Here is a 15,455-nt window from a genome sequence, read left to right on the forward strand (position 1 = left end):
CCTACTTTACCGACCTCAGCAGGTTCCTGATCGTCGCCAGATGATCCTCCGGCGATCCGAGCCGCGCCGAGATCGCGCTCATCAGGTCCTTGCGCAGTTCCGACAGTTCGTCCTCGGGCACGATGCGCTCGGCGGCCTCATCATAGGCCATCCGCCGCGGCTCGACCTCGACGGGGCGCGGCGCGACGTCGAAATGGGGTGGCCGCTCGTACACCGGGATGTGCGGCGCCTGGCGCGACGACGTGACGCGCGCGAGACTCGGAAACCGTGGTGGCGGCGTGTGCGCCGGACGTTCGATCTGATCAATCAGCGCCGCCAGCGCGACGTCCATGTTGCTGTCGTCAGGCTCATCGTCGACAACGTAGGACGGCTTCCGCAGTGTCGCCCCATTCGCGGGCGATGATGAGGTGAATGACGATGCGTGGTCGCGGAGTCGCTCGATGACCCGGCGGACTCGCGCGCCGAGACCTGGCTTCTCCCTGGCCGGTGTTCGCATCAACATGTCACTCTCCAGCGGAACAGCTTAGGCGAGCAGGGAAAACCTTAGCAAGGGGCCATCGTTCAGCTGCCAACAGGATGTCGCGTGGCAGCCCGCGCCGGTGGCGCAGGCGCCGACCGGCAGGTTCCCTCTTGCGCATTCCTGGCACCAACGCGCAAAGCCTCGATGATACCGGCAATCCGGGTGTGGAGTGCGTCTTGGCGTGCATAATGGAGCTCGCCGACAAGGGGAAGGCGCGTTTGACGCGGCATCGCCCTGACCCCTCGTGCCGTGGCCGGCCTGCCTCGATCGCGCGGCCGGCAGGAACGCGCATGGCGTCAGTCGGCGGTAAGGAACAACCGTGGTGGCCGGCCGTTCGGACCTTGCTTGCCGTCCCCCCGCAAACGTCCGAGGCCTTCCATGTATCACCACGTCAAGAAGCTGATGTTCACCGTCCGTGTCGACGAGCCGGATCCGCGCTTCGGCAACATGCTGCTCGAGCAGTTCGGCGGCGCCAATGGCGAGCTCGCCGCGGCCATGCAGTATTCGATCCAGGGGCTCAATTGCGAGGATCCCGACCGCAAGGATCTGTTGATGGATATCGGCACCGAGGAGCTGAGCCATCTCGAGGTGGTCGGTACGCTCGCCCGCATGCACCTGAAGCCCGCCAAGTTCGACCGCGAGGCCGCCGAGGCCGATCCGCTCATTGCGATCGCCGGCGGCGGTGGCGTCAACCTGTTCAACTCGCAGGGAAATCCGTGGACTGCCGATTATCTCAAGATCACCGGCGAGCTCGACGTCGACCTGCGCAGCAACATCGCCGCCGAGGCGCGCGCCAAGATCGTCTATGAGCGGCTGATCAATTTCACCGACGATGCCGGCACCAAGGACGCGCTGCAGTTCCTGATGACGCGCGAGATCACCCACATGAAGGCGTTCGCGCTGGCGCTGGAGAGCATGGGCAAGCCGGCCTTCAGCATCGGCCGCCTCGCGCCGACGCCGGGCCTGGTCGATCAGTTCTTCAACGATTCCACCGGCGCCGGGGACCACGGCGAGATCGACACCCGCGGCCCCTGGAACGAGGGCGGCGACTGGGTGTTCACGGAATCGCCGGCGATCCAGGCCGGCGAACCCGGTACGGCCTCTGCGATTGTCACCGAAAGCTCGCCGCCGGCGGACGAATCCGGCTTGAGCGATCTCCTCATGGACGAGCTGCGCGACATCCTGCATGCTGAGAAACAGCTCACAAAGGCGCTTCCGAAGATGGCGGAGGCCGCGCGCTTCGACCAGTTGAGCGAATTGTTCGAGCAGCATCTGGCCGAGACGGAAGCGCAGATCGAGCGCATCAACGAGTGCTTCGAGCTCCTTGGGAAGACGCCGCGCGCAAAACCCTGCAAGGGCATGATGGGCCTCATCGAGGAAGGCCAGGAGATCATGACCCAGAGCGAGGACAAGGAGGATGCCGCCGCCGACCTCGCACTGATCGGCGCCGCGCAGCGGGTCGAGCATTACGAGATCTCCGGCTACACCACCGCGCGCAACCTCGCCCAGCAGCTCCGCCACAGCGCCGTCGTCGCGCTGCTGTCGAAGTCGCTGGCCGAGGAGGAGAACGCCGACCAGCTCCTCAACCAGGTCGCGCGCTCGCTGATGTCGGTCGCCAAGATGCCGGCGGCGATCGAGCAGGCGTGAGGAGGGCGTAGTCGTAGGCGGATGAGCGCAGCGTCATCCGCCGCCTCCAAATCAAGACGGCGGGTTACGCCTGCGGCTAACCTGCCCTAAGAGTCTCAACTCTCTCCCAGTCGTCATTCCGGGGCATTCGCGCGCAAACGGCGCAGCCGTTTGAAGCAGCGTGAATGAGCCCGGAATCCATAACCACAGGCCTCAGTTTGAGGCGAGCACGCGCCACATGCCGCTCGCACCTCACAACCATCGTGAGTATGGATTCCGGGCTCGCCCTGCGGGCGCCCCGGAATGACGGTGGAGGGAGCGATGACAACAACGAGCAAGCCAATATGGGCTGCCGTCTCACTCCGTATAGCTGTGCGACCGCTCCGCCCGGCGGAAGTGAACCGGCGACAGGCAGCGCCGGGCCCGGCTGATCTGGGCGTCGGTGGCGCCCCGGCTGCGCGCATACATCTCGGCCACCTCGGCGGTATATTTCTCGACGTAGTAGCGAACCTCGGAGCACGACATCCGTGTCTCCGGACCTGCTTCGTTGGCCGCCTGCAACTCGGACCCCATCGCCAGCACCAGCACTCCCGCGCCGATCACGCTCCGCAACATCGTCGTCTCCCCATTGTCGTAGCCGCCTGCCAGCAGGCGTGACTCGGCGCGCCGGGGCAAATTAACAATGGGCCGCGCATGACATCGCGCGCGGACTGTTGCTTCACGGCGTCACCGCGACGCGTGCGTCGCAGCGCGTTTTGCTGTTGCAATGCTCGTCCAGTTCCTCATTCGGAACCGGCGCGTTCGGATGCGACGCTCGCGATCGGCGCCACGCCATCGCTCGGCGCGACCCACAGCTCGTAGGACGGCGCGGGGATTCCGAACGAGCCTCAGGCCGTCACGCCTTGGCTCGACGCAGCCGTGCTGCCGGCTGCGCCATTGGTCGCGCCCTGCGCATTGTAGGTCTGCGCGTTGTTGCCGCTTCCGTTCGAGGCAGCGGCAGTCTTGGTCACCTCGGTCGAGCCGTCGGAATATGTGATCGTCGTCGTGGTGATCCCGTCGAGGGTGATCGAGACCTCGCTGACCACGGTCTTGCCCGACGATGAGCCGCCGCTGCCGGAAGAACTTTCAGACGTGGCGCTGGCGGAGCTGGTGGCCGATGACGACGACGTCTGAGACGTGGACGAGGTGGATTGCGTGGCGGTGCTTGCCTGGGACGCGGTGGCCGCGACGGGCGTTGTGACAGAGCTGATCGACATGGGACTCTCGCGTGAAGAAGGAAGCCGGGCCGCGCGGTGGGCGTTCGGCCCGCTTCTTCAACGCAACTGCCGCCCGAAACTGGCGGCGCCAGTTGCGTCTGATTATGTCCGGACGCCGCCGTCCTGATGCCGGACCAAGACCGAAGTTTGACGCCGGTGGCCCCATCGCGCTCGCATCTCATGTCCATCGTGGGCATGGATTGCGAACTCGGCGGCGGGAAAGAAGAGCGATTGCCAAGCTCCCGCGGCGCACTCTAGTCTCCTGCGCGCATGACCTTCGCGCTCTCTTCCCAGCAGAAATCGCAGTTCACCGACGCCGGCGCGCTGCACGTCACGACGGCACTCGATGCGTCCGCTTTGCACGCTCTCGCCGCCGCGCTGTCCCGCCACGCACCGGCGCAGGCCGGCACCCGGCTGCACGGTGTTGCCGCGCTGACGCCGTTGCTCGCCAATGACGGTCCGGTCGGTCGCGCCGCCGCCGCCGTTCTCGGCGATGCCGCGCGCCCGGTGCGCGCCGTCTATTTCGACAAGACGCCGCAGATGAATTGGGCGGTCCCGTGGCATCAGGACCGGACCATCGTCGTGCGCGAGCGCATCGAGCTCTCGGGTTTCGGTCCCTGGACCACCAAGGGCGGCCTGCAGCACGTCGCGCCGCCTTACGAGGTGCTGGCGCGGATGGTCACCTTGCGTGTCCACCTCGACGCCGTGCCCGACGGCAACGCCCCGCTCCTGATTGCGCCAGGCTCACACTGCCTCGGCCGCATCCCGGAAGCCGATGTGCCGATCGTCGTCGCGCGGTGCGGCACCGTCGCGTGCCACGCCGAGCCGGGCGACATCTGGCTGTATGCGACACCGATCCTGCACGCCTCGGAACTATCCGTGCAGCCCGGCCATCGCCGCGTGCTGCAAGTCGATTTTGCCGCGGATGAGCTGCCGGGCGGACTGGAATGGCTCGGCATTTGAGACGACGGAGGAGGGCGGATGAGCGGAGCGTCATCCGCCCTTGGCGGCGCGGTGGAAAGGCGGGTCACACTAACACCAGCCCGCCCTACGCGACACGGATGGTGCGCGTCGCCGGTTACTTGCCGAGGATCTTCTCGGCCGCCGTCACGATGCTGACCGTCGGATGCTCGGCGCAGTACGCGCCGAACTTCTTGGCGTTCGCGATGAACTCCTCGGTGTCGAACAGCGCTTCGTCCTGATCGCCCTTGTACCAGCCGTCCAGCCAGATCAGCACCATCTTGATGGTGTCGTCGCCGCTTTCGACGAACTGCTTGCAGCTCATGGTCGACAGATCGAGGACGACCGCCGACGCCGGCGCAGATGACAGCAGGAGGGCGACGACAAATAGTGGGGCAACGAGCGATTTCATATGTCTTCTCCGAATGGGCATGATCAAAAACGATGAACTATGCAGAGGCTCACCAATCCCTTCGCGAAGCGGCGCGAATTCCGTGATCACGATCGCGACGGGAGCGGTGGCCGGAACTGTCCGTACCGCGCGGAGAAAGTCAAGCATGAGCGGGAGAGCCGCAGGGTGCATCGAGCCTTTCCGGCTCCGAGGTCTGAATTGGGAGCCTCGGCGGGCGCGCGTGCCCGTCGGGCAAATCACGTTGACCAGAAATGATCGTGTCAAGGTTTGCTGAAAAACATAAATCGCTTTGTCGTTTCCCCAAATCAGCATTATGGTACGCCCATCCCGTTGCACGGTAGGGGACGCTTCGCGGTCGTCACGGACGTTGGCAGCGGGATGCGGTGGACGCGGGCGGGCGCAGTGCTGTTGGCACGGACGAACGGCTGCTCGCGGACGGTGAAGGCGTGTGGTTCTGATACTCCGACGCTAGTATCCAGCGCGATGCGCGAAAGCGCATTGCGCGACATGGTGGCCAGAAAGCCCGGTGCACCAGGAAGAGCGCGCTATAGACCGTTAAAACCGTCGCGCAGGGAAGGCCGGGTGGTGGATTCAATTGGTCGTCGCAACACTCGATGAGGAGGTTGCGATGGGCATTCGAAAGAAACGGTCAACGCGGGGCAAGCTGGGATCATTGGGGCGCCCACCAGTTGCGGGGCGTGCGGAACAGCAGAAATTTTGGCGTGGGATTGCCGCTGGGTTGAACAGCGAGAATGCTGCGCTGGCTGCTGGATTATCGGATGCTGTCGGCCCCCGATTATTTCGAAAAGCGGGCGGCGTGGCACCGGCAATGTTCCGACCTTCAGCGAAGCCGCTCTCCGGACGGCACCTCTCTTTTTCTGAGCGCGAAGAGATTGCGCTGCTGAATGCGCAGCGCCATTCTGTACGAGAGATAGCGCGGCGTCTCAATCGATCTCCCTCGACCATCTCCCGTGAACTCGATCGCAATGCGGCCACGCACGGCGGCAAGATGGCCTATCGGGCGACGGCCGCCCAGTGGCATGCAGATCGATCGGCCCGGCGTCCTAAGCCGAGCAAGCTTGCAAGCAACGCCGCCTTGCGCGCTTATGTTGAAGAGCGGCTTGCAGGGTTTGTCGCACCTCCAGGCGGCGTTCGGCGGAAGGCCGGTCGTGCGGGCTCTAGCCAGGATCAGGGGTGGACGAAAGCGTGGAGTCCCGAGCAGATTGCCCGGCGCTTACCGATCGACTTCCCGGATGACGAGGCGATGCGCATCAGCCACGAAGCCATTTACCAGGCGCTTTTTGTTCAGGGCCGAGGAGCGCTGAAACGCGAGTTGTCGTCCTGTTTGCGAACGGGACGTGCGCTGCGCGTGCCCCGAGCGCGTACGCGGAAGCGCAGCAAAGGCTTCATATCGCCAGAGATCATGATCAGTGAGCGTCCGGCCGAAGTCGCGGATCGAGCTGTGCCGGGACATTGGGAAGGAGATCTGATCGTCGGCTCCGCCAGCTCGGCAATCGGCACGCTGGTCGAACGCAGCACGCGGTTTACAATGCTCCTGCACCTTCCACGGCTGCCGGGGTTTGACGATGGCCCACGTACGAAGGATGGGCCTGCGCTCTCCGGACACGGAGCTGAAGCGGTACGCGATGCGATCACGCGCACCATCGTCACCTTGCCCAAAGAACTCCGCCGCTCGCTAACCTGGGATCAGGGGACCGAAATGGCTCAACACAGTGACCTCAAGATCGATACAGACCTTCAGATCTACTTCTGCGATCCAAGAAGCCCCTGGCAACGTGGCACGAACGAGAACACGAATGGCCTGCTGCGGCAGTACTTCCCGAAAGGTACCGATCTGAGCGTCTACGATGCTGACGAGATCGCCGCCGTGGCCGCAGCGCTCAATTCCCGACCGAGAAAGACGCTAGGATGGAAAACTCCAGCAGAAGCGCTTGACGAGCTGCTGTCACGAATGAAAACACTTGGTGTTGCGACCACCGCTTGAGCCCGCCGGGTCTGTCCGGCTGTACCTGTGGTGACTGCCGCCTGCTTTTTTTCTGCAGGCGGGCCACGGGCCTCAGCCGAGGTCCGGCCTTCCTCGCGCCCTCCACTCGGTGAGGGCGGGAATTTAGCTCATAGCTCGGGCGCGGAGCGCGTCGCGAGAGCGCGGATGCTCATCTCATCGCGACAGGCTGTTCGGATAGATGTTTGAGATGTGGATCAATGAAGCGGCGAACTCGGGACACCCTCCCCTGGAGGGGGAGGGTCGATCGCGCGCGCAGCGCGGGATCGGGGTGGGGTGATCTCTCCGCTGGCACAAGCATCCGCGGAGAGATCACTCCACCCCGCCTCACGCGTCGCTGCGCGCCCCGCGAGGCGACCCTCCCCCTTCAGGGGAGGGTGGAAGCCCGGCAGCAAGCTTTGATGCGGGAGGCTGAACTCGCTGGTCTGGGTCGCGACGCTCGCCGCTCACGCCACCAGCACGGCCTCGGCGCCGAGCACCGCATCGGCGCCGTCGGTGACGGTCTTTTCCAGGGACGGCGCCTGCACGGCAAAGGTCTCGGCGAAGAAGCGGGCGAGGGCGACGTGACGGGCGCCGATGGTCTCGCTCTCGCTGCGCGCGGCCAGCGCCTCGTTGGCCAGCATGCAGCCGCCGAGCGCCGAGCCGAACAGGCGCAGATAGGGCGTGGCGCCGGCGAGGGCGTCGTTCGGGGCTGTCGCCAGCTTCTCCAACAGCCAGCGGCTGGAGCGGTCGAGCGCGCCGAGCGCGTCGCGCAGCTTGGCGCCTGTCGTGCCGAACGCCGGATCGTTGGAGGCCTCGACGCGGCGGACGATGTCGGTGAGCTCGTCGAGCAGCTTGAACACCGAGGCGCCGCCGTTCGCACCCAGTTTGCGGGTGACGAGGTCGATCGCCTGGATACCGTTGGTGCCCTCGTAGATCGCGGTGATGCGCGCGTCGCGATAGTGCTGCGCAGCGCCGGTCTCCTCGATGAAGCCCATGCCGCCATGGATCTGCACGCCGAGATAGGCGACCTCGTTGCCGATGTCGGTGGAGAACGCCTTGGCGATCGGCGTCAGCAGCGCGCCGCGCGCGGCCGCCTCGGCGCGCACGGCGGGATCCTTGGCGCGCACGGCGACGTCGAGCGCCACGGCGGTCGCGTAGCAGATCGAGCGCGACGCGGCGGTCAGGACGCGCATCTGCATCAGCATGCGCTTGACGTCGGGATGGGCGATGATCGCGTCCGAGCCGGTGCCTTTGCTGCCGACGGCGCGGCCTTGGCGGCGGTCCTGCGCGTAGGCGAGCGCCTGCTGATAGGCGCGATCGGCGACGCCGACGCCTTCGAGGCCGACTCCGAGCCGCGCCTGGTTCATCATCGTGAACATGCAGCGCATGCCGGCGTTTTCTTCGCCGATGAGATAGCCGATGGCGCCGCCATTGTCGCCCATCGTCATGGTGCAGGTCGGCGAGGCGTGCATGCCGAGCTTGTGCTCGACGCCGGTGGCGTAGATGTCGTTGCGGGCGCCGAGCGAGCCGTCGGCATCGACGAGGAATTTCGGGATCAGGAACAGCGAGATGCCCTTGGTGCCGGCCGGCGCGTCCGGCAGCCGCGCGAGCACGAAATGCACGATGTTGTCGGTCATGTCGTGGTCGCCATAGGTGATGAAGATCTTGGCTCCGGTGATGCGGTAGCTGCCGTCCGCGGCCCGCTCGGCGCGGGTACGCAAGGCGCCGACGTCGGAGCCGGCCTGCGGCTCGGTCAGTTGCATCGTGCCGGTCCATTCGCCGGAGATCAGCTTGTCGAGATAGATGTCCTTCAGCTCCTTGCTGCCATGGGCATCGAGCGCCTCGATGGCCGACAAGGTCAGCAGCGGGCACAGGCCGAAGGCGACGTTGGCCGCGCTCCAGATCTCGGTGCAGGCGGCGTTGATGGCGAGCGGCAGGCCCTGGCCGCCATGCGCCTCGGGGCCGGACACCGCGTTCCAGCCGGCCTCGGTCCAGCGCTTGTAGGCATCCGGCCAGCCCGGCGCGGTGGTGACCTTCTTGTCGGCGAGCTTGACGCCGTTCCTGTCGCCGATCTGGTTGAGCGGGGCGAGCACGTCGGTGGCGAACTTGCCGGCTTCCTCGAGCACGGCGGCGGTGATGTCGGGGTCGAAATCGCCGTAATGGCCGGCCTCGACCGCCGCCTTCAGCCCGGCGCCATGGTTGAGGGCGAGCAGCATGTCGTTGAGCGGGGCGCGATAGGTCATGGCGTGTCCTCGGGGGTCGAAATTGGCCGGTTTGGCCGCCGTCATCCCATGAAACCGGCCGGGTCTCAACTTTTTCGCAAGCCGTTGCGGCGGGCGGCCGCGGCGGACCCGGCGGGACAGGGTAAAGGCTTGTTCAGATTGACGAATCGGCGAGCGCGGCGGATCACCCGGAGCCCGCGCAAATTTCCTGCGGCGCAGCGGTTGAAATGGGCCGGCGCGCTCTGTAGACCACGGGCGCCGATCCGGAATCGCATGGCGCCCGCGCGCCATGCCGATCCGCCGGGCGTGATGGGGCGTAGCCAAGCGGTAAGGCAGCGGATTTTGATTCCGCCATTCGGAGGTTCGATCCCTCCCGCCCCAGCCAGATTTCCGGAGCCCAGTCGGGATCTTATATTTTTACGATTTTGTTGTTCTGAACCTCGCCAGGCGCCGCATTCCGAAACTCTGTTTGCGTTGTGTTCGCCAAAACGTGCGCTCGTCGTTTGCGTGCTGCCGCAAGGATGCGCGGAGCCGTGCGCTTGGCGTAGCCGGCGTTACTCCGGGCCAAGGATTCGGGATATCCCTGGCGAATTCGGCCGGGTACAGTCGACGAACCACGCGCCATGCCTTGCGGCACAGGCCAACGAATTTCTCGCCGCGCCGAAAGAGTGTGCTCTCGCCCGCGTCATCCTGATGAACATTTCGTAGAGCTTATCAGCGGCACGCGGGGTGATACTCTTGATCGGCAAGCACCCGATGCGCTCGCCTCCTTTGTTGCGCACGTCGCAGATGGCTTGCATGCTGTGCTCGTAGCCGGGTCGCGAGCGCTTCGAGACCTTTTCAAGACATGCCTTTGTCTGCCTATATTCGCGGAAAAGCCAATCAACCGAGCCGACGCGCGCTACAGAAGCCTTTGGATTGGGGATGCCCTTTCGATTTTGGCATCGGCATCACTCCACGTCTCGTCGTTGTCAGAATCACTGTCATCCGAAGGCAGCCGATCATTGGCACAATCAAGCTCTCCGATGTTCCATGCTCCTCGGCGAGCGCCAATGAGTGCGGGCTTCGGCATACTTCCTGCCTGCACGATCTGATCGAAGACGTTGAGGGGAGCGCAGATGAAAGCGGCTATGGCCTCACGGGTGATGAGCCGGGGCTTGAGCGATGACGAGAGAGTCGTCTGCCTTGGCTTGGCGAGATCTTGGTAACAGATCCTAGATTCTTCGTGCCCGTTCTATCTTTTTCGGCGTAGTTCGCTATCCTTGTTACGACATGAAAGATATCATCGTCATACATCGATGTGCGTGCAATGGAGTTGCTGGAGATGAACAAGCAGGGTGGAGGCGTCGAGATCGCGAAGGGAAATCCCTTTCACGCAGATGTCGTCCGTATGCTCAGAGACGCAGACGAATATTATGCGTCGCTTTACCCGCAAGAAAGCAACCACTTGATCGATGTGAATGAGTTGGCGAAGGACGATACTCTTTTCTTCGTCGCTCAGATCAACGACAGGGTGATTGGCTGCACGGCCCTCGTCTTGTCACCTGACTATGGTGAGTTGAAACGCATGTATGTAGATCCTGCCTATAGGGGGCTGGGGGTCGCGCAAGATCTGCTGGATACGATCGTGCAGGCCTCGCGAGGGGCAGGGCTATCTTGTATTCGTTTGGAAACCGGATATTTGCAGCATTCCGCGATAGCATTGTATCGAAAGAACGGCTTCTTCGAAATTCCGCCGTTTGGCGGTTACGGCATTGACCCGCTGAGCATATTCATGCAGCGCGACCTCTAGCAAACTGCTGAATGTCCCACAGGCATCTGCCTGCACTTTGGTGCCGATGTTGGACTCTGTCGTTGTCTTGGTCGTTGCGCGGTATTCGCTCTTCTGCGCAGCGGCCGCAGGCGGCCTATTTGAGGAGCATCAAGTGGACGCCAGTTCCCTAAGGGCTATGCGCTTCAACAGCAGCGCGGCACGCTCGATATTGCGATCGTCGAAATCATATGAGGGGCTGTGCAGGCTGGCAGCACCGTCCGCCCCCTGACCAATCAAGCAATATGCTCCCGGGACCTTTTGTAGAAAGAAGGAAAAGTCCTCTCCGGCCATGCTCGGACGAACGTTGCTCAGGATGTCGTCTTGATCAAGCAAGCTGTCTGCAACGCTGGTCACGAGAGCAGCGCGGTCCGCATGATTGATCGTGGCTGGATAGAGCTTCTTGTAGGTCACCAATCCCGTCAAATCATGGGCATCGCAGACGTGGTCCACGATATCTCGGATCTTCTTCTCAATAGTCGATTGAACGTCCGTACAATATGTACGAACCGTGCCGACACAGTCGACCCGATCGGGAATCATGCTGCCCTTGAGAGGGCTTCCGCCGTGAATGCCTCCGATAGATATGACGGCAGCCTCCGCGGGATCCACATAGCGCGATACGACGTTTTGCAGCATCGAAATGATGTTTGCGGTGGCAACGATCGGATCCCTCGTCTGGTGGGGAATTCCGCCATGGCCACCCGCTCCAAGGACGGAGATTTCGATTCGGTCCGCCGCGGCCATCACCGCCCCGCTATTGATGGCGATCTTTCCGATTGGAAGCCATGGCGCATTATGAATTGCATAGATCGAGCTGAGCGGGAATCTCTCAAGCAATCCATCTTCGATCATCGCTTTTGCACCCGCTCCCCCCTCCTCAGCGGGCTGGAAGATGCAACATACGGTTCCGGAAAACTCACGGTTCGCTGAAAGCTCTCGTGCGGTGGCGAGCAGAATGGCCATGTGGCCGTCGTGACCACACGCATGCATGCAGCCGCTGTTCTGCGACTGCCAAGCAAGACCCGTCTGCTCCGTCAATTCCAGGCCGTCCAGCTCTGCCCTCAACCCCACATGCTTTCTGGGGCCAGTCCCTTTAATGCCGCGAATGATGCCGACCACGCCGGTTCCGCCGATCCCGGTCTGTATCTCGTCGGCACCGAGCGCTTGCAGACACTCCACAACCATCGCCGACGTCTTGAGCTCCTTGTACCCTAACTCCGGAATCGAATGCAGCGCCCTGCGGATGCGTATCGCTTGATCGAGAGTGCCTGGCTGCAGTGCGTCACGCAATGACATATCATCTCCTTCGTCTCGAAGCGGGCGTCCTCGTCGCTGCGACCCGCTACGCCAGCTTCTGGATGTTCTCGGACAAGGCCATTGCCTCCGACCTTCCACGAACAGGAGCGAGTTGGTGAAACGACAGCATGTCCTCCAGGGCGGCCGCACAGGAAATGACGTCGTGGTCGCCATTTGTCGGCCCGATCACCTGCAGTCCTACTGGAAGACCCGACCGCGTCACACCGCAAGGCAGCGACAACGCAGGAAGACCGGCCACGGCCGCAACGTAGGTCAACGCTGTCCAGTCGAAATAGCCATCGAATACATGGCCTGCACATTCAACTACGGTCGGCTGATCGATCGGATGAGCCGGCACGATTGTCGACGGACATATCAAGAGATCATATGTTTCGAAGAAATCAGCCACATGCTGCACGATGCGAACCCGCGCCTGTTCGGCTTCAAGCATCTGGTCGATCGTCAGCTTCAGCCCCTCGGTCACGTTCTCCCTGATATCGGTTGATCTCACCAGCGTACCCTGCTTCCTCAGGACGCTACCAAGGCCGCACGCCAATACGTAAGCACGCATCACTCGAAAACATCGCTGGACACCATCTAGATTCGGAGACGCCTGATCCACGATGACGCCATTGGCCTGAAGTCGCGCCGCGGCATTTTGCACGATGCAAGCGACTTCGGGGTCCACAGGGCCGATGTTCAGATCAGCAGAGAAGGCGACTCGCTTCGGCAACTTCTGGACTTCAGCCGCGCTGGCAAACGACCGCAATGGACGTGGTTTGGAAAGCAGATCCCTGTGGGTCTCGCCCGACATGGCGTCAAGGAACATTGCAAGATCGACGACGTTTCGCGCCATGGGGCCTTGGACGGCTAGCGTCTGATCAACGGATGCGCGGTTAGCCATCGCGACCCGCCCCGGCGACGGCCTCATCCCAACAACGCCACAAAAGCTCGCGGGAATGCGCAAGGATCCCCCCATGTCAGAGCCATGAGCAAGCCACGTCATATTCAACGCCAGAGCAGCAGCCGAACCGGACGATGATCCCCCCGGCGAATATTTGACGTTCCACGGGTTCAAACACGGGTCAAAGACCGGATTCAGAGAATTGAATCCAACGCCGAGTTCAGGGACGTTGGACTTTCCAAATACAAGTCCCCCTTCGTCTTCGATGTGCTGGACGACCGCATCAGTGAAGGCTGGAACATGATCGCTATATATGAGAGATCCGGCCGTCGATCGAACCCCGGACACTTTCTGAAGGTCCTTGATGACCAGCGGCAGGCCAGACAGTTGGCCGCGCTCGTCGCGAGGCTTCTGCATCAATTTTGATGCACGATCATGCGCCCTATCGAAGCAGAGCGTCGGCAGGGCGTTGACGGTCGAGTTGACCTCGCCGACGCGCTGTTCCACGGCATCAAGGCAATCATGCGGAGTCACGTCACCGCGTCTAAGCAGGGACACGATCTCAACAGCCGAATAGTCGAGCAAGGCGTTCATCGCTGGTGTGCCCCTTCGAAGATGAGTAAAGCGGTGCCCGCCACTGCCGTGATTGCGCCCAGGAGCGAACTTGCATTCGGTCTCTCACCCCGCGTAAGCCAGAGCAGAAGCAGGAGCACCAGCGGCGTCGAGGACGCGTATGTCATCGATATTGCGATTTTTCCGCTCGTGATCGCCAGCATAAGAAGCGTCAGGCCGCCGCACATTCCAACGAGCGCACTCACAACGATCTTGGCGTAAACGGTAGCTGAGCTGGCGTCTGTCCTGATGTCGTCGCTGCGGGTCCGGCCCATGATGACAAACAATAGGGACGCTGCGCAGAACCGTATTGTCGTCGCCATGATGGGCGACGTTCCCGCCGTTACGACGGGAGTCGAGATCAGCGTGCCGATCGCCTGGCATCCGGCTGCAAGAACCGCCAATGCGACGCCCGTGTTCTGACGTTCGGCGTTGAGATGTCCATTCAGGGGAGCGCCGGCGCCTCCTCTGAAGGCAATGACAATCAACGCCCCAGTCAGTACAAGAAGAATACCAACTCCCGCCTCTATCGTGGTCCTCTTGTGATAGATGGCAGCCTCCAGCACGGCGCCGATAACGACGTTGGACGAGAATATGATGCTGGTCTTCTTCGGCCCGATTTTGCTGATGGCGGCAATGAGAGACAGGTCGCCGACCACAATTCCAATGAGGCTCGATGCCGCGAGCGTCAGCGCGTCCGCGACACTCACGCGAAGCGGAACATCGGCGATGAACAGCACCGGTAGCATGAAAAAAGACGCGAAGATCATTCGCGTCTTCGTGAACTCGAAAACACCTGTGGTGCGACTGACGTCAGCGGCAATGAGGCTACTGATCGCCAGGCACGCAGCGGTTCCAAGCCCGGCAACTTCGACGCCGACCGTCATTCGACGTTAGCCGTCTCGACTGTTGCGTCATCAGACCTGGTATCGTCTGGATAGATGTCTTCCATCGAGTTGTGCGTTATGGAATCCGACACCATGTCTTCCGGCGACGCAAACGTCAGGACCACAACGGTTCTCTTGGTAGATCCCGTCAGGGGCGCCACACGATGCAGTGTCGTATTCGCCTTCATAAAATAGCAATGTCCGCTGTTGACGTAGAGAGACCGAACGACGTTGTCTTGCAGGACCCGCCGGAGGTATGGCTCAGTCGAGCCTTTCTGCCATTCGACGTTCGAGAGGTACTCGACGCGTCCCCCGAGGAGCGGATCTGGAGCCTCAATTACAAAAATGAGGGCATAGGCATAATCGTCCCAATGCCATCCATGGGTGTCGCCAGGCTCGCACTGGCTGTTGATGATATACTCCTCGGGTCGGTAAGGAACCCGTTCAATGTTCTCACCGGCGAGCTTCCGGAGGAAGGAGAGAACCGCGTCGCTATTGAAGATGGCCGGAATAATCCCGTCATGTTGACAAATAGCGTCACGCCCGACGCTGCTGTAGGCTCTTGGTGTGTTGCCGCTTTCCTTGATGGTCAGCTTTCGCCGCTTCGACTCCCGGTCGAGCAGGATATTGGCTTCGCTGGTGAGCGCTTCGACCATATCCTTCGGAAGAAGCTGATCGATGACAGCGACGTGATTGCTCCTGAACGTTTGTGACAGCTGATCGATGGCGGCTTGCGACAGGCCGCCAATGTGACTGGCTAGGCGCAGCTCGGTGTCTGTGGGCGTGCAGTTTGCTGACAGATTCATTGCAACCTCAATTTCGCTGCTGAAAGAGCCAGGGCGGATCCCCCCGCCCGAGGACGTGCGGCTATGCATCGCGCGCGTCGCGACTGCCTCCGTCGTTCTGTACGGTGCCTGTGGGCCATGGAAGTATCGATACCGT

Annotated in this window: 15 protein-coding genes and 1 tRNA gene; 7 read left to right on the forward strand and 9 right to left on the reverse strand. The window is 62.4% G+C overall.

Annotated elements, in window-relative coordinates:
- Position 1 precedes the first annotated feature (1 nt).
- Positions 2-502, reverse strand: coding sequence for a hypothetical protein (locus QX094_RS22525; protein WP_316185990.1), 501 nt, complete (start codon positions 500-502; stop codon positions 2-4).
- Positions 503-898: 396 nt separating this feature from the next.
- Between QX094_RS22525 and QX094_RS22530 the strand changes: the two genes are divergently transcribed.
- The gene (locus QX094_RS22530; protein ID WP_316185991.1) at positions 899-2,167 is read left to right on the forward strand and encodes a DUF892 family protein; all 1,269 of its coding nucleotides are present in this window, start codon (positions 899-901) and stop codon (positions 2,165-2,167) included.
- Between the two features lie 336 nt (positions 2,168-2,503).
- On the opposite strand, the gene QX094_RS22535 is transcribed toward QX094_RS22530, so the two are convergent.
- Together QX094_RS22535 and QX094_RS22540 are read right to left on the reverse strand one after the other, a co-directional pair.
- Positions 2,504-2,761, reverse strand: coding sequence for a hypothetical protein (locus QX094_RS22535; RefSeq protein ID WP_315715554.1), 258 nt, complete (start codon positions 2,759-2,761; stop codon positions 2,504-2,506).
- A 272-nt stretch (positions 2,762-3,033) separates the two neighbouring features.
- On the reverse strand, positions 3,034-3,156 hold the full coding sequence (locus QX094_RS22540) for a hypothetical protein (protein WP_316185992.1): 123 nt from the start codon (positions 3,154-3,156) through the stop codon (positions 3,034-3,036).
- On the opposite strand from QX094_RS22540, the gene QX094_RS22545 reads away from it, so the two are divergent.
- Positions 3,149-3,319 (forward strand): hypothetical protein, encoded by a 171-nt coding sequence (locus QX094_RS22545; RefSeq protein WP_316185993.1) that lies wholly within the window; start codon positions 3,149-3,151, stop codon positions 3,317-3,319. The genes QX094_RS22540 and QX094_RS22545 overlap by 8 nt on opposite strands.
- A 353-nt stretch (positions 3,320-3,672) precedes the next feature.
- Positions 3,673-4,365 (forward strand): phytanoyl-CoA dioxygenase family protein, encoded by a 693-nt coding sequence (locus QX094_RS22550; protein WP_315715556.1) that lies wholly within the window; start codon positions 3,673-3,675, stop codon positions 4,363-4,365.
- Positions 4,366-4,480: 115 nt separating this feature from the next.
- Here the strand turns inward: QX094_RS22550 and QX094_RS22555 are convergent, their stop codons facing one another.
- A complete protein-coding gene (locus tag QX094_RS22555; protein ID WP_316185995.1) occupies positions 4,481-4,774 on the reverse strand; it encodes an HdeA/HdeB family chaperone in 294 nt (97 codons plus the stop codon).
- A 628-nt stretch (positions 4,775-5,402) separates the two neighbouring features.
- Between QX094_RS22555 and QX094_RS22560 the strand changes: the two genes are divergently transcribed.
- Positions 5,403-6,779 carry an IS30 family transposase gene (locus tag QX094_RS22560; RefSeq protein WP_315715219.1) on the forward strand — a complete coding sequence of 459 codons (1,377 nt, stop codon included), beginning with the start codon at positions 5,403-5,405 and terminating at the stop codon, positions 6,777-6,779.
- 464 nt (positions 6,780-7,243) lie between these two features.
- Here the strand turns inward: QX094_RS22560 and QX094_RS22565 are convergent, their stop codons facing one another.
- Entirely contained in the window at positions 7,244-9,022 is a 1,779-nt protein-coding gene (locus tag QX094_RS22565) for an acyl-CoA dehydrogenase (RefSeq protein WP_316185996.1), read from the reverse strand.
- Between the two features lie 289 nt (positions 9,023-9,311).
- Here QX094_RS22565 and QX094_RS22570 point away from each other — a divergent pair.
- The 3 genes from QX094_RS22570 (at position 9,312) to QX094_RS22580 (ending at position 10,793) form a co-directional block, all read left to right on the forward strand.
- Positions 9,312-9,386 (forward strand) — tRNA-Gln (locus QX094_RS22570).
- 462 nt (positions 9,387-9,848) lie between these two features.
- Complete coding sequence (locus QX094_RS22575; RefSeq protein ID WP_316185997.1) at positions 9,849-10,169, forward strand: hypothetical protein; 321 nt, start codon at positions 9,849-9,851, stop codon at positions 10,167-10,169.
- 156 nt (positions 10,170-10,325) lie between these two features.
- Complete coding sequence (locus tag QX094_RS22580) at positions 10,326-10,793, forward strand: GNAT family N-acetyltransferase (RefSeq protein ID WP_316185998.1); 468 nt, start codon at positions 10,326-10,328, stop codon at positions 10,791-10,793.
- Positions 10,794-10,922: 129 nt separating this feature from the next.
- Here QX094_RS22580 and QX094_RS22585 read toward each other — a convergent pair whose 3' ends face one another.
- Genes QX094_RS22585 through QX094_RS22600 form a run of 4 tightly spaced genes read right to left on the reverse strand, consistent with a single transcriptional unit; the run spans position 10,923 to position 15,319 of the window.
- The gene (locus QX094_RS22585) at positions 10,923-12,110 is read right to left on the reverse strand and encodes an amidohydrolase (protein WP_316185999.1); all 1,188 of its coding nucleotides are present in this window, start codon (positions 12,108-12,110) and stop codon (positions 10,923-10,925) included.
- Between the two features lie 46 nt (positions 12,111-12,156).
- Positions 12,157-13,608 carry an amidase gene (locus QX094_RS22590; protein ID WP_316186000.1) on the reverse strand — a complete coding sequence of 484 codons (1,452 nt, stop codon included), beginning with the start codon at positions 13,606-13,608 and terminating at the stop codon, positions 12,157-12,159.
- Positions 13,605-14,513: a DMT family transporter gene (locus QX094_RS22595; protein WP_315752041.1), complete on the reverse strand. Its 909-nt coding sequence runs from the start codon at positions 14,511-14,513 to the stop codon at positions 13,605-13,607. Before QX094_RS22595 ends, QX094_RS22590 begins: the two co-directional genes overlap by 4 nt.
- Positions 14,510-15,319 (reverse strand): hypothetical protein, encoded by an 810-nt coding sequence (locus QX094_RS22600; protein ID WP_316164269.1) that lies wholly within the window; start codon positions 15,317-15,319, stop codon positions 14,510-14,512. The genes QX094_RS22595 and QX094_RS22600 overlap by 4 nt, the downstream gene beginning before the upstream one ends.
- Positions 15,320-15,455: the final 136 nt, after the last annotated feature.

Origin of the sequence: Bradyrhizobium sp. SZCCHNS1050, assembly GCF_032484785.1 — a bacterium.
Lineage (GTDB): Bacteria > Pseudomonadota > Alphaproteobacteria > Rhizobiales > Xanthobacteraceae > Bradyrhizobium.

What these genes read in the sequence shown, in the direction of transcription:
- QX094_RS22525 (WP_316185990.1), bottom strand. Translation starts at nt 502, where the DNA reads ATGTTGATGCGAACACCGGCCAGGGAGAAGCCAGGTCTCGGCGCGCGA.
- QX094_RS22530 (WP_316185991.1), top strand. Translation starts at nt 899, where the DNA reads ATGTATCACCACGTCAAGAAGCTGATGTTCACCGTCCGTGTCGACGAG.
- QX094_RS22535 (WP_315715554.1), bottom strand. Translation starts at nt 2,761, where the DNA reads ATGTTGCGGAGCGTGATCGGCGCGGGAGTGCTGGTGCTGGCGATGGGG.
- QX094_RS22550 (WP_315715556.1), top strand. Translation starts at nt 3,673, where the DNA reads ATGACCTTCGCGCTCTCTTCCCAGCAGAAATCGCAGTTCACCGACGCC.
- QX094_RS22555 (WP_316185995.1), bottom strand. Translation starts at nt 4,774, where the DNA reads ATGAAATCGCTCGTTGCCCCACTATTTGTCGTCGCCCTCCTGCTGTCA.
- QX094_RS22560 (WP_315715219.1), top strand. Translation starts at nt 5,403, where the DNA reads ATGGGCATTCGAAAGAAACGGTCAACGCGGGGCAAGCTGGGATCATTG.
- QX094_RS22565 (WP_316185996.1), bottom strand. Translation starts at nt 9,022, where the DNA reads ATGACCTATCGCGCCCCGCTCAACGACATGCTGCTCGCCCTCAACCAT.
- QX094_RS22575 (WP_316185997.1), top strand. Translation starts at nt 9,849, where the DNA reads ATGCCTTTGTCTGCCTATATTCGCGGAAAAGCCAATCAACCGAGCCGA.
- QX094_RS22580 (WP_316185998.1), top strand. Translation starts at nt 10,326, where the DNA reads ATGAACAAGCAGGGTGGAGGCGTCGAGATCGCGAAGGGAAATCCCTTT.
- QX094_RS22585 (WP_316185999.1), bottom strand. Translation starts at nt 12,110, where the DNA reads ATGTCATTGCGTGACGCACTGCAGCCAGGCACTCTCGATCAAGCGATA.
- QX094_RS22590 (WP_316186000.1), bottom strand. Translation starts at nt 13,608, where the DNA reads ATGAACGCCTTGCTCGACTATTCGGCTGTTGAGATCGTGTCCCTGCTT.
- QX094_RS22595 (WP_315752041.1), bottom strand. Translation starts at nt 14,513, where the DNA reads ATGACGGTCGGCGTCGAAGTTGCCGGGCTTGGAACCGCTGCGTGCCTG.
- QX094_RS22600 (WP_316164269.1), bottom strand. Translation starts at nt 15,319, where the DNA reads ATGAATCTGTCAGCAAACTGCACGCCCACAGACACCGAGCTGCGCCTA.